This is a genomic window from Streptomyces sp. NBC_00435 (genome assembly GCF_036014235.1).
Taxonomy (GTDB): domain Bacteria; phylum Actinomycetota; class Actinomycetes; order Streptomycetales; family Streptomycetaceae; genus Streptomyces.
The window spans coordinates 3100357-3113412 of sequence record NZ_CP107924.1; the positions used below are offsets into that span (position 1 = coordinate 3100357).

At 72.6% G+C, this 13056-nt stretch carries 13 protein-coding genes; 3 read left to right on the forward strand and 10 right to left on the reverse strand.

Annotation, left to right across the window (positions count from 1 at the left end; all coding sequences use genetic code 11):
• Positions 1-104: 104 nt before the first annotated feature.
• The 6 genes from OG389_RS14240 to OG389_RS14265 all read right to left on the reverse strand — a co-directional run bounded on the left by OG389_RS14240 (position 105) and on the right by OG389_RS14265 (position 5060).
• Complete coding sequence (locus tag OG389_RS14240) at positions 105-962, reverse strand: fumarylacetoacetate hydrolase family protein (RefSeq protein ID WP_328298853.1); 858 nt, start codon at positions 960-962, stop codon at positions 105-107.
• Positions 963-1084: 122 nt separating this feature from the next.
• Complete coding sequence (locus OG389_RS14245; protein ID WP_328298854.1) at positions 1085-1873, reverse strand: YidC/Oxa1 family membrane protein insertase; 789 nt, start codon at positions 1871-1873, stop codon at positions 1085-1087.
• Positions 1874-2025: 152 nt separating this feature from the next.
• Positions 2026-2379: a DUF6412 domain-containing protein gene (locus OG389_RS14250; RefSeq protein WP_328298855.1), complete on the reverse strand. Its 354-nt coding sequence runs from the start codon at positions 2377-2379 to the stop codon at positions 2026-2028.
• 64 nt (positions 2380-2443) lie between these two features.
• Complete coding sequence (locus tag OG389_RS14255; protein WP_328303769.1) at positions 2444-3961, reverse strand: sodium:solute symporter family protein; 1518 nt, start codon at positions 3959-3961, stop codon at positions 2444-2446.
• 38 nt (positions 3962-3999) lie between these two features.
• Positions 4000-4197, reverse strand: a complete 198-nt coding sequence (locus OG389_RS14260) for a DUF3311 domain-containing protein (RefSeq protein WP_328298856.1) — start codon at positions 4195-4197, stop codon at positions 4000-4002.
• 35 nt (positions 4198-4232) lie between these two features.
• On the reverse strand, positions 4233-5060 hold the full coding sequence (locus tag OG389_RS14265) for a class E sortase (protein ID WP_328298857.1): 828 nt from the start codon (positions 5058-5060) through the stop codon (positions 4233-4235).
• A 56-nt stretch (positions 5061-5116) separates the two neighbouring features.
• Between OG389_RS14265 and OG389_RS14270 the strand changes: the two genes are divergently transcribed.
• Positions 5117-6124 (forward strand): tetratricopeptide repeat protein, encoded by a 1008-nt coding sequence (locus OG389_RS14270; protein ID WP_328298858.1) that lies wholly within the window; start codon positions 5117-5119, stop codon positions 6122-6124.
• A 91-nt stretch (positions 6125-6215) separates the two neighbouring features.
• Here OG389_RS14270 and OG389_RS14275 read toward each other — a convergent pair whose 3' ends face one another.
• From OG389_RS14275 to OG389_RS14285, 3 genes are all read right to left on the reverse strand, one after another.
• Positions 6216-7199, reverse strand: a complete 984-nt coding sequence (locus OG389_RS14275) for a YDG/SRA domain-containing protein (RefSeq protein WP_328298859.1) — start codon at positions 7197-7199, stop codon at positions 6216-6218.
• 50 nt (positions 7200-7249) lie between these two features.
• Positions 7250-8098: a hypothetical protein gene (locus OG389_RS14280; RefSeq protein ID WP_328298860.1), complete on the reverse strand. Its 849-nt coding sequence runs from the start codon at positions 8096-8098 to the stop codon at positions 7250-7252.
• A 1568-nt stretch (positions 8099-9666) separates the two neighbouring features.
• A complete protein-coding gene (locus tag OG389_RS14285) occupies positions 9667-10209 on the reverse strand; it encodes a GNAT family N-acetyltransferase (RefSeq protein WP_328298861.1) in 543 nt (180 codons plus the stop codon).
• A gap of 184 nt (positions 10210-10393) precedes the next feature.
• Here OG389_RS14285 and OG389_RS14290 point away from each other — a divergent pair, with 184 nt between their 5' ends.
• Both OG389_RS14290 and OG389_RS14295 read left to right on the forward strand, forming a co-directional pair.
• On the forward strand, positions 10394-10570 hold the full coding sequence (locus OG389_RS14290) for a hypothetical protein (RefSeq protein ID WP_328298862.1): 177 nt from the start codon (positions 10394-10396) through the stop codon (positions 10568-10570).
• Between the two features lie 69 nt (positions 10571-10639).
• A complete protein-coding gene (locus tag OG389_RS14295) occupies positions 10640-10939 on the forward strand; it encodes a hypothetical protein (protein WP_328298863.1) in 300 nt (99 codons plus the stop codon).
• Positions 10940-11641: 702 nt separating this feature from the next.
• On the opposite strand, the gene OG389_RS14300 is transcribed toward OG389_RS14295, so the two are convergent.
• Positions 11642-13009 carry a DUF445 domain-containing protein gene (locus OG389_RS14300; RefSeq protein WP_443059270.1) on the reverse strand — a complete coding sequence of 456 codons (1368 nt, stop codon included), beginning with the start codon at positions 13007-13009 and terminating at the stop codon, positions 11642-11644.
• Positions 13010-13056: the final 47 nt, after the last annotated feature.

Here is a 13056-nt window from a genome sequence, read left to right on the forward strand (position 1 = left end):
GACCGGCCTACGTGGAGGGGGCGGCGCCGTCGTCGACGGCGCCGCCCCCTCCACTTGAGCCCCACGGGCCCCACGAGCCCCACGGGCCGCGCGGCCCGCACCGGCTAGGCGTTCTTGAACTCCTGGCGCTGGCGGCCCAGGCCGTCGATCTCCAGCTCCACCACGTCCCCGGCCCGCAGGAACGGCTTCGGCTCCGGCTGGCCCGCGGCCACACCGGCCGGGGTGCCGGTGACGATGACGTCGCCCGGGTACAGGGTCATGAACTGGCTCACGTACCGGACGACCTCGCCGACCGGGAAGATCTGGTCCGAGGTGTGGCCGTCCTGCTTGAGCTCACCGTTGACCCACAGCTTCACGTCCAGCGCCTGCGGGTCCGCGATCTCGTCCGCGGTGACCAGCCAGGGGCCGAGCGGCGTGAAGGTCTCGCAGTTCTTGCCCTTGTCCCAGGTGCCGCCGCGCTCGGTCTGGAACGCGCGCTCCGTCACATCGTTGACCAGCACGTACCCGCCTACGTGGGCGAGGCCCTCCTCGGGGGAGGCCAGGTAGCGGGCGGTGGCGCCGATGACCACGCCGAGCTCGGCCTCCCAGTCGGTCTTGACGCTCTCGCGCGGGATCAGCACGGTGTCGTCGGGGCCGGCCACGGTGTCGGAGGCCTTGAGGAACAGGATCGGCTCGGCCGGCGCCTCAGCGCCGACCTCCGCCGCGTGCCCGTGGTAGTTGAGGCCGATGCCCACGACCTTGCCTATGCGGCCGACCGCGGACCCGATCCGCAGACCCTCGGCGTCCAACACCGGGAGCTCACCGGACCCGGCCGCGTCCCGTACCCGGGACAGTACGGAGTCGTCGGCGAGCAGCGCGCCGTCCACATCCGTGATCAGGCCGGACAGGTCCCGCAGGGTCCCGTCCTGGTCGAGCAGCGCGGGGCGCTCCGACCCGACGGGTCCTACACGCAGCAGCTTCATGGGCATTCTCCCGTGGTCGAGGGTGGTCGGCCCATGGGCATGCCCCGGGCCGGACGATGGGTTGCGGCCATCGGAGGATTGGTCGATCCTCCAAGATGACGGCCTCATCCGCAAGACCCTGTTCACATGGCGGAACGTTCAGCTCCGGCTGCCACCAGCCCGGCCCGCTCCTTGCGGTGCTGGAGCCAGGCCCGCTCGGCCACCGACCAGGCGGTGGTGGTGACCAGGTACAGCCCGGCGGCCAGCGGCACCAGGCCGGCCGTGACCAGCGTCCCGAACGACAGCAGGGGCAGTACGCCGCCCAGCTTGCGCATGACCTCCTGCTGCTCGGCACTCACGACGACGCCGGCCCCGAGCGCGGCGGACGCGGCCCCGGACGCGGCCCCGGCAGGCTTGACCCCGGTGCCCTTGCCCCCGGCCCGCTTGGCCCTGCCGCCCTTGGCCCCGGCGGCCTTGGCCTCGGCAGCGGCAACCTCCGCGGCGGCAGCCGTCAGCGCCGCGGCCCTGCGCCCGCGCACCGCGCTCCAGGCGGCCACCGCCGCGATGGCCGCGAACAGCCCGAGGAACACCAGCCCCCGCGCCCCGAACAGGCCGCCGTCCCCGAGCGCGTCGCCCCACCGGTCCCCCAGCGGCGCGGCGAACAGCCGGTGGCCGAGCAACTCGTTGGCGGCGCCGCCGATCTCCGCCGAGGAGAACGCCCGGTACATCACGAAGAAGACCGGCAGCTGGAGCAGCACGGGCAGGCAGCCCGCCACCGGGGTCGCCCCGCGGAAGGCGGCCCGGCTCAGCGGGTGCAGCGCGAGCCGTACGAGCACGGTGAACAGCACGATCGCGGCAGCGGTCGCGGACTCGGCCAGCACCGGCTCCAGGAACCGGCCCAGCAGAGCGACAAGATGAATGAAAACGGACACGTGGGCCCTCCGAGGGGTCTCGTCGAACGTCGAAAGAGATGCGTTTTCGGCGTGACGACCCGCGATGGGCGGCAACAGTGATCACCACTCATCCCCGCTGAGCACCAGTGACAGGCGGAGATGAGCGACAGACAGGAAGGAGCTGCGCGCCCCTACGCGGCCGTCGGGACGGGACGGCCGGGAGCCCTGGGCCGCGACCGGCCCGAAGCGTCGGGATCGCGCTGCGGCAGGAATGCCGTGCGCTGTTCGCGATCACGGATCGCGGTACGTATGCGGTGGGGCGGGACGGGCCGGACCAGCCGGGCGGCCAGCACCGAGGCACCGACGGCGAGGGTCGTCGCGAGGACGACCACGACCGCTCCGAGCCCGCCCTCCCCGGCGAACGGCCCGAGGAGCCCGAGGAACCCGCCGAGCAGCACGAGCGACGCCAGCAGGGACAGCAGCCGGGCGGGCGTCGCGGAGGGCAGCGTGAACCGCGCCGGGCGAAGACCGCCGTGCTCTGCCATGCGAACCTCCCCTCCCGCTCCCGCGCACGAACTCTCGTACGAGTTCCAGTACTCGGAATCGATACTAACCAGACCCACTGACAGCGGGCGAGGACGGGGGCAGCGGATCGCGCGCCAGCACCTCCTCGTCCGGCCGCCCGTCCCCCGCCGCACTCCCCGCCCCCGCCCCCGCCCCCGCCCCCAGCCGGCTCACCGTCAGCGCGACCGCCAGGTTCACGGCGAGGGCGAGCATGCCCGCGTTCACGCCCCACGACGGCACCGGGTCGTTCCCCGTGAAGACCAGCCCGCAGACGACCGCGACCCCGGCGGCCAGCCCGCTCACCGCGGCCACCACCGTGAGCCTGCGCCACACCAGACCCAGCAGAAGCATCGGTACCAGCTGCGCCATGCCCTCGTAGGAGATCAGCGAGAGCCTCACCAGCGTGTTCGGCGCGATGTACGTCAGGACCAGCGCGATCGCCCCGGCCGCGACCACGACCAGCTGCGAGGCGAGCTTCTGCCGCTCGCCCGAGCTCCAGCGCGGCGCGAGCGAGAGCACGCTGCGTCCCCACATCGTGCCGATGACCAGCATGAACACCGCCATCGGAACGATCGACGACAGTGCCGCCGCCACTCCGATCACACCCACCGCCCACGCCGGCAGGGAGTCCACGACCAGCTTGAACAGCGCCAGGTTCGACTCGGCACCCGCCAGCCCCGGTACGACGAACAGCGCGGCCATGCCCAGCACCATCGGCACGAAGAGCAGCACGTTGTAGGCGGGCAGCAGGATGGCGTTGCGGCGCAGCGCGTCGGCGTTGCGGGCGCCCAGGTACCCCGCCACGGTGGTCGGGAAGATGACCACGGTCAGCGCGTTCAGCACGGTGGTGGACGCGAACCACGCCACCCCGAGCTTGCCGCGCCCGCCCTCCCCGCTGCCCGCGCCCGGGAGCGTCAGCCACTGCGGGCGCTCGGTCGCGAGCCGGTCGAAGAGCTCTCCGTAGCCCCCGAAGTAGTGGACGGGCACGTACACGGCGAGGAAGCCGAGCGTGCCGATGACCAGCACGTCCTTGAGAACCGACACCCACGCGCTGCCGCGCAGTCCGCTGACGACGACGAAGCCGGTGGTGACGGCGAAGGCGATGAAGTACGCCCACTCCAGGGACACCGCCCCGTAGGTCACCGTCGAGACCACCACTCCCATTCCGGTGATCTGGAGCTGGATGTAGGGGAGCAGGAAGACGGTGGCGAGGACCGCGACGACCGCGCCGAGCCAGGGGCGCCCGTAGCGGTGGGCCACCATGTCGGTGATGCCGACGAGGCCGTGGCGGCGCGCGTAGTCCCACAGCATCGGCCCGACGACGTAACCGACGGCGTAGCCGCAGGACATGTACGCGACGACGTACATCACGGGGGCGCCGTAGTTGTACCCCCAGCCGGCGGCGCCGAGGTAGCTGAAGCTCGTGTACCCCTCGCCCGCCATCAGCACCCAGATGAACACCGTGCCCAGCGAACGCCCGCCCACCGACCACTCGGCGAGACCGCCGCCGCCCCCGCCGCGCCCGCGCACCGCGAGCAGTCCGAGCGCGACGGTCGCCACCATGAACACGGCGAAGACGGTGGTCGCTACGGCCGCCGCGCTCACCGGTGGTCACCGCGCCAGGTCAGCCAGACGGCGAGCGGGGTCAGGAGGGTCGCCCCGATGAACCAGAGGAGCAGGAACGGTACGCCTCCCAGCGCCGGCTCCAGCCGGTTCACCAGCGGCAGCGCTCCGACGAACAGCACGAACGGCACGGCGAGCCACAGCAACTGCGGACGTTTCACCCATTTCTGACGCACCGCCCCACATTACGGTGCGCGCGCGCATCCGCACATCAGCGCTTGAGGGTTCCCCACACCACGAGCCGGTACTTGGACGTGTACTCGGGCGTGCAGGTGGTGAGCGTGATGTACGCGCCGGGCTCGCTGTAGCCGGCGTCCGGCTTGACGGTGCTGCGCGGAACGGGTGCGATCACCCCGGTGTCACGCTCGGTCGTCTCCGCCAGCGTCCTGCCCACGACGTACACGTACCGCTTCCCCCGCACGTCGACGATCAGCTCGTCACCGGCCCTGAGCCGGTTGATGTAGCGGAAGGGCTCCCCGTGCGTATTGCGGTGCCCTGCGACGGCGAAGTTCCCCTCGGCGCCGGGCTGCGCGGTTCCGGTGTAGTGCCCGGCGTACCCCTTGTCCAGGACGGACCGCTTGTCGACCCCCTGGGCGACGGGCACGACGACGCCCAGGCGCGGGATGCGCAGGACGCCGTACGCGGACTCCCGCGGCGGCGGCTTGGCGGCGCCGGCTCCGCCGGACGACCCGGACGACCCGGACGACCCGGAAGGACCGCCGGAACCGGAACCGAGGTCGGAATCGGAACCGCCGGAGTCGCCGAGGTCCCCCGCACCACCGGAAACCCCGGCATCACCGGACTCACCGGAACCGGGAGGGGGAAGGTCGGACCACCCGCCCTCCAGCTCCCTGACCTTCTCGTGGGCGGCGGTGAGGGCCTGCCGGTTGGTCCACCACACCTGGTGCACCACCAGCAACAACACCACCACGCCTACGGTGACGGCCAGTTCACCGGCCGCCCACAGCACCCCCGCGAGACCGGCCCGGCGCGACCGCCGGTCCTTCCCCTGCACCACGACCCGCACGTGATCTCGCACGGGCGGCACCTTAAGTCCTCCCCCGCCAACTGACCAGCGGCAGTACGGTGTGAACCATGCGCCCTGACACGCCTGCCGAGCACATCGCCGAAGCCGAGCGCCTCATCCGCACGGCGACCCGTTACCCCGAGGACCAGGAGCCCCTGCTCCTCCAGGCCGCGGCCCACCTCGAACTTGCCGACGCACGGGACCGCGCCAGCGCGCTGTACGACCAACTCCTCTCCTCGTCACCGGCCGACCCCTCCCTCATCAAGGCCCTCCAGGCGGCCAACCTTTGGGAGTACGGCCACGAGCCCGAGGCCCGCGCCCTCATCCAGGGCGTCCGCGCGGCCGCCCCCACGGACCCCGCTCCGTGGGAGGTCATCGCCGAGGCCCTCGAAGCACACGACGAACTCCAGGACTCCCACGAGTGCTTCACGGAGGCCGCCACCCTCCTGGCCCCGGACAACGCCCCGCTCACCCCTGCCACGACCGCGCTCCTCACCGGCCGCCACCGCGTACGCCGCCTGCTCGGACTCCCGCACGACGACTGGGACATGGTCGCGGACACCCGGCACACCGGCCCGATCCCGCTGGACGAACTCCACGACCCCAAGCGCATCTGGGCCCTCGGCTCCGACGATCCCGCCGAACTCCGCGCCGAGATCGCCCGCTTGCGCGCCGAACTCGGCGACCGCCGCGCCGCGCTCTCCCGCCCGTTCCCGGTGGCGATCCTCCACTGGCCGGCGCGCGAGCTGTCGGAACTCCTCACCTCGTACCCCACCCTGGCCGCGGAGTACCCCTCCCACGACGCCCACCTGGCCCAGGTCGAAGCCTCCCTGCGCGCCCTGGCCGCCTCGGGCACGACGAACCTCGGCATCGTCACCGGGAACGTCCCGTCCTACGAAGCCTTCGCGGCCTCGGAGAAGACCTCCCCGTCCTCCCCGTCCCTCCTGGCGGAGTACGCCACCACCCTGGCCGCCCGCGGCAAGGCCACCCCCTGGCCCCCGACCCCGACCACCCCCTGCTGGTGCACCTCGGGCCGACGGTACGGGGCCTGCCACGGCGAGCCGCGGACTGCGTAGCCGACGTCGAGACAGGAAGCCTGAGGGCCGGGGGGCGGGGCGCGGGGCGCGGGGCGCGGGGCGCGGGGCGCGGGCGGCGGGGAAGTACGGGCTAGTTTGCTGCCCGGTCACGCTCGAAGGAGTCCCACCAGTCGCGCTGATACGCGGCGTAGGCCCGGTGCAGGCCGTGCCCCTTCTTCATCAGGAGCCGCGGCAGAGTGGTGCGCGCCCCCGAAGGAGAAACTCGCTCGATCACACTCCAGTCGTCGCCGATGGAGATGGCCCCGATGTCCAATCGCACGTGACAGTTTGGGCAGAGGCACAAGATGTTGCGCTCGACATCGGGGCCCATGTGAGGTGCAGCCAGGGGCTTGAGGTGGGCCCCCTCGCAATACGGCCGGGAATTGGCTCCCACCAACTGGATCCCGCAGGTCTGACACTGCCCCTCGTACAGATCCTTAATACGGCGAGCAGCCGCCGTATCGCGAATCATGCGCTGGACCTGAACGGTCCGCGTCTCCGGCATCTTCTCCACATCACTGAACCCGGGAAGTTCGGTGAGTGTGCGTTCCACCGCCGTGAGTTCCTGATCGGATTCCTGAATACGCTCGAGGACGAACTGGCAAATGGCGATCGGCTCACCAGCCAGACCCGGCGTGCCGGAAGTGCCCGTGCGAGCCTGAGTGATGCGGTAAAGGCCGTCGTACCGATAGCCCTCACGGGGCGAATACCGATCGTCCCCCTTGTGCCCACGAAGGATCCGAATCGGGTGCCCACGCTCGTAGCTAAGCTTCAACGCGGCATTGTCTGCGTAATCCCAGCTCTGGCTCACCTTGAGCCGCTTGGTCTGTGGATCGCGGTCCGCATCGGGAGAAGCTCCCGTGTAGAGAATCTCGTGCCAGGAGTCGTCATCATCGAGATATCCGCCGTTGAGGACGATCGCATCAGAAACGAATGCGCCGTCCTCATCCTTGAGCTTCGAGATCCCCCGCTGCAGATCGCCATGGAGGCGCGCGTCGAAGACGTCCCTGCGCCGCCGAAGCACAGAACCGAGTTCAATTCCGTCGATATGGCCTACAACTCGCACAACCGTCATCACATCAGCATAGTCACCCCCGATCGAAATCGGTCATCTTTTAGCATCAACTACAGGGGCAGTAAGAGCTGTTGGTGGCCACGGGCCAGGGCTGTAGGTGGGGTGGGGCGGGTGGTGGCCAGGGTGAGGAAGGTGCGGAGGGCCGCGATGACTTCGTCCGGGGTGTCCCTGATCATCGAGGGGGTGGCGCTGACCACCAGGATGCCGTGGGACTCCAGGCGGAGGCGGCGGCGAAGGGTGGCATGCCAGGAGTCACGGGTGTAGTGGTACTCCGCCGAGTCGATCTCCAGCGCAACGCCCTCGTCAGGCCAGTACGCGTCCGGACTCGCCAGGAAGGTGCCGTCGGGGGTGTGGAGGCGGGCGTTCCACAGCGGGGTCGGGAGGTCCGTGGCCGAGAGGGTGTCACGGGCCTGGGCCTCCGCCACCGAGCGGACCCCCGCGAGGAGTTCCGCCGCGGCCGCGCGGATCGCGGGACGGGTCAGGAGGCGGGAGGCACGCAGTTCGGTGTGCAGGTCGTGCGGGTGGCACCAGCCGGACTGGACGACACGGGCGAGGACGGAGCGGATCTGGTCCGCCGGCTGGTCGGTCCGGGCCGCGAAGTCCGCGGCGGCGCGGACCGGGCGGGTGCTCGGGATGCCGCAGACGGTGATCGTGCGGGGCCAACGGGCGGTCGGGAAGGGCCGCACCTCCGGCGCCCCGGCCAGCCGGCGCGGGGCGCGGATCAGGACGTCGGCGGGCGTGTACGTGGCTTCGCGGATGCCGAGGAGGGCGAGGGCGGCCCCGCCGGTGAGGGCCGCGGTGTCGCCGGAGAGCGGGTCGGAGCCGGGCTCGGCGGCGTACAGGACGGCGGCGAGGGCGCGTTGGCGGTGGTCCGGGGGCCCGGTCTGCAGGAGGTACACCCTGGGCAGCAGCCGCTGCCAGGGCCCGCCGGGGCGGGTGCGGGAGGTGATCGTGCCGGGTGGGATGCCTGCCGTGGTGGTGAGTTGGTGGCGGGTGGCGAGGTTGAGCTGCCGGCGGGCGGTGGGTGGGGTACGGGTGGGTAGCGGGTGGTGTCTGGGCTCGGTGGTGGTTGTGGCGGGCGTGGGGTGTGCGGCGGCGTGGTGGGCGTGGGGTGTGCGGCGGCCGTGGTGGGCGTGGGGTGTGCCGCCCGCGCGGTGTTCGTGGCCTGGGCGGCCGGCGCGGTGCTCGCGGCTTGTGCGGTGCGGGCGGTGCGGGCGGTGTTCGTGGCGGGTGCGGTTCGTCGGGCGGTGTTCGTGGCGGGGGCCGTTCGTCGTGCGGCGTTCTTGGTGTGCGCCGGTTGGTTCGAGGGGGTCGTGCGGCTCGCGGGGGTGGTGCGCGTGGTGGGGTTCATGGGCGCGGTATGCCCTGCCCGGGTGGTCCGGATACCGCGCCAGGTGATGTTTTGGGCTGGCCTCGGGCGCCTTGGAGGCGCGTGATCGGCGCTCCGCCGTGCGGTGGCGGTTCGCGGCCGGGTGCTTGGCGGGTGTGCGCGGCCCTTGCCACGGGGAGGGGCCCGGTGCCGTCACGTTCGGGTCCCGCGGGTCCCGCGGGTCGAGCGGTGGGCCGTCGGGCGCCGTGCAACGCAGGCAGTCGTGCGGGGGCGTGCCTTCCCGGGGCGGCGGCGCGTAGGAACCAGTGTTGTCGCTCTTCAGATCCTTGGGGGGAGCGCTAGACCTGACCGCCTGCCATCGACGCCAGGGGCCGCAACGCGCCGTGCAACGCAAGCAGTCGTGCAAGGGCCGTCTTCCCGGGGGCGACGGGAGTGAACCAGTGCCGTCACGTTTCGGATCCCGCAGGCCGAGCATTGGGCTTGGCGCCCTGCCGTGGAGGCCCGGGGAGGCGGGAAGTTCCGCCTGGCATCGCGCTTCGGGTCCGAGGGGGCGAGCACCAGAGCCTGGCCCCTACCCCAGGCCCGGCAGGGGCCGCCCAGCGCAACCAGCCGTACGGGGCGCGCCCTCCGGGGACGGTGGGAGGGAACCCGTGTCCTCGCGATTCCGATCTCGCAGGCCGAGCGTTGGGCCTGGCCCCTGACCGCCCCGGGCCCCGGGCCCCGGCAGGAGGGGGCCGCGCAAGCAGGCGTGTGGGGGTGGGGCTTCATGCGGGTGGTGCCGGCTGGGTGCTGGGGTCGGCGCTGCGTCGACCGGGCCGGGGGCGTCAGGGGTGGGCGGCGTAGCCGGGCCTGGTCGGGGGTGGCGGCCATGGGTGGTCCGGTCCGTGATGCCCGCTCCGCCCAGCAGGCAGGTGACCGTGAGCCTGTGCGCTCCGCCTCGTCAGACCAGTTCCGTCCCGTGGACGGCCCCCTTCTCCCGGGTCTTCTCGGCCTCGGCCTCGGCCTCGGCAGCCGGCTCCGGCGCCGGCGCCGGCTCCGCTGTCCGGTTGCGCCGACTGCGGACCCAGGTGATGAGCCGGTCGAGAGCTCCCGAGAGGAAGACCAGGGGCCGCCCCCGGCAAGGTTGCGGCGGGAGGCCTACGCCGCGCGGTTCGGGTGGTCCGGGGAGAGGAAGACGATCACGCCCGTCTCCGTGCCGGGCAGGGCCGCGACCTCGTGCCAGCCGAGGCGGCGGTACGTGGCCACCGTTTCCTTGGCGAGCCGGCTGGTCAGGAGCCAGGCGCGGCGGTCCGGGGCGTCGGTGGTGATCTCGGTGAGGAGGGCCCGGCCGGTGCCGCGGCCGCGCGCGTAGGGGCGTACGGCGAGTTCGTCTATCTCCAGGGCCCCGGCGAGGAGTTGCTTCACCCGGGCCGGGCCGAGCTGCGCCGCGACCTGGGCGTACGCGCGGTTCTTCGGGAATGCGGCCGGGGTGATCCAGCCCGTGGCGAAGCCGTCGATGCCGGTGGCGGACTGGGCGAGCGCGGTACGGAAACCACGGCGTCGGGCATCCGCCGGCAGGCGGGCCGCGAACTGGCGAATGGTTTCTTCGTCTTCGTTCCACGGCGGGGCGGAGAAGACGTCGGCGTAGGCGTCGACCAGTTCGTCCGCGAGGTCGAGGACGGCCTGTCCGTAGCAGATCACGATGTCCTTGCTCCTGGTGTGGGAGGGGGTGGAAGTGGCTGAGGTAGTTTGCCCCTTTGGGTGGGAGATTGAATTTATGCCCATCGGGTTGCCTGGCCAGACATCGCGCGGATCCGGCGAGTGTGCGACAAATCCCCTCGGCGGGGTCCGTGTCGGGTGGCCGGGCGGCCGCGTTGAACAGGGCGTGGACAGACTCCTTCGGGCCGTCGGCGGGTGCGGGCTCGCGTTCCTGCTCGTGCTGGGCGTGGTGGCGGTACTGCCGCGCGGCGTACGGGACGCGCTCCCGGATGCGGTGATCGGCGGGGCCGTGCTGGTACTGGGTGCGCTGGGCGCCCGACGGGTGGTCAAGGGATCGAGTTAGCCTCGTGGGGCAAGCAGGTGCGTGAGCAGTATGAGCGTATGAACCAATGATCTGAGGGAGTTGGGCAGCATGGCACGGGTACCGAGCTCTGTGGTGGCGGCCGCCGGTCTGGTCGGCGGGTACGCCGTCGCGCGGTGGACCAAGAAGCGGCCGCTCGGCGGTGTCGTACTCGGCGCGGCGGGCGTCGTGGCCGGGCGCGAGTGGCACAAGCGCGGCGGCGCCCCCGCCGCGGCCGGGCTCGGCGCGCTGTACCTCGCCGGCTTCGCGGGGGCCCACCCGCTGGCGAAGAAGGTCGGCGCGTGGCCGGCGGTCATCGGCGCCGCGAGCGTGGTGGCCGCCGCGTCCTGGGCCGTCGCCGACCGCGGCTGACCCCCGCCGGAAGCCTGCCCTCCCGACTGGGCTCTACCGGGAGGTCCGGCCCGGGTCCGGGCCCCGCCCGGCCCCCATCCGGGGCCGGTCCCGGCACGGAGCGAAGCAGGTCCCGGCACGGAGCTGCGCGGGGCCGGGCCCTGGCGCGGAGCGAAGCGGACCCCGACACGGACCTGCGCGGGGCCTGACGCGGAGTTGGGCCGCAGCGCGGAGCGAAGCGGTCCCGGCACGGAGCTGGGCCGGGCGCGGGAGCGGAGCTGGGCCCAGCGCCGAGGTCGCCCCAGCCCGGAGCCCTGCCCGTCCGGAGCTCGACCCGGACTTCCCTCGGGCAGGGCCGGCCGGGATCCTGGCGCAGGCGCCACCGACCCCCGGACTCGGGACCCACGGACCCCTGGGCGCAGGCGCCACCGCCCCCCGGACTCGGGACCCACGAACTCCCAGACGCGGGAGCCTCCGACCCCAGGCAAGAGACCCGCAGCCCCAGGCGCAGGAGCCACGGCCCCGGGCACGCGCCCCCGCCCCCCGAACCCCCAACCCGGAACGCACCGACCCAGGCGCCCGGCGGCGGGGGCCGGGCAGCGGGCCGCGGGCAGCGGGCAGCGGGCCGCGGGCAGCGGGCAGCGGGCCGCGGGCAGCGGGCAGCGGGCCGCGGGCAGCGGGCAGCAGACCCCGGACCCCCCGACCCCGCTCCCGCGCTACCCGCTACGCGCCGAACGCTCGGGACACGGTGTAGATCAGGAGGCCCGCCAGGGCGCCGACCACCGTGCCGTTGATGCGGATGAACTGGAGGTCGCGGCCGATGTGGGCCTCGATCTTGCGCGAGGTGTGTTCCGCGTCCCAGCCCGCCACCGTGTCCGTGATCAGCGAGGTGATCTCCGTCCGGTAGTTGGTGACCACGTACACCACCGCGCCCTCGGTCCAGCCCTCCACCTTGTCCTGGAGTCGGCCGTCCGTGGCCAGCCTGGCCCCCAGCGCCATCAGCGATGAGCGGACGCGAAGGCGCAGCGCGCTGCGCTCGTCCTCGGCCGCCGAGATGATCATCGAGCGGACCGCCGACCAGGTGGAGGCGATCACGTCCTGCACCTCGTCGCGCGCCAGGATCTCCGACTTCAGCCGCTCCACCCTCGCCCGCGTCTGCGTGTCCGACTGGAGGTCGACCGCGAAGTCCGCGAGGAAACGGTCCACCGCCCCGCGCGCCGGGTGCTCCGGCATGTCCCGCATCTCCTGGACGAAGCGGAGCAGTTCCTTGTAGACCCGGTCGCCGATCTTGCGGTCGACGAACCGCGGGGTCCAGCCGGGCGCCCCGCCCTGCACCGCCGCCTCCACCGACTCGGCGTGCGTGACCAGCCAGTCGTGCGCCCGTGAGCACACCAGGTCCACCACCCGGTGGTGGCCGCCGTCCGCGACGACCTTCTCCAGCGTCTTGCCGAGCCCCGGCGCGATCTCCGCCGTCTCGGCCCGCCGCGTGATCGCCTCGCCCACGACGGCCTGCACATCGGAGTCCCGCAGGACCGTCAGCGCCCCGCGCAGGGCGGTGGCCAGTTCCGCCGTGACCCGGTCGGCGTGTGCGGGCTCGGCCAGCCAGGCGCCGAGCCTGCCACCGATACCGAGGGCGTGCAGTCTCGTACGCACCACATCGGCGGAGAGGAAGTTCTCCCCGACGAACTCGCCGAGCGAGACGCCGAGCTGGTCCTTCTTGGTCGGGATGATCGCGGTGTGCGGGATGGGCAGGCCGAGCGGCCGCCGGAACAGTGCGGTGACCGCGAACCAGTCCGCGAGCGCGCCGACCATGCCCGCCTCGGCCCCGGCGGCAACGTATCCCGTCCAGCCGCCCGCGCCCGCGCGCTCCGCCCATTTCGCCGCTACGTAGACCAAGGCCACCAGGATCAGCAGGCCGGTGGCCGTCCGCTTCATCCCGCGGACACCGCGCCGGCGCTCCTCGTCCGCCTCGCTGAACACGAAGCCGCCCCGTGACGTGGTCGGCGTACTCGGCGTGGCCGCGGGGCCCGCCGCATTGGCCGCGTCCCCCGGCGTCGCCGTGGTCGCCCTCGTCGTGCTGCCCTGCTCCACGTGCTCCTACCTTCCCCCGGGCGCCGGTTTTGTCTGCATAGCATCCG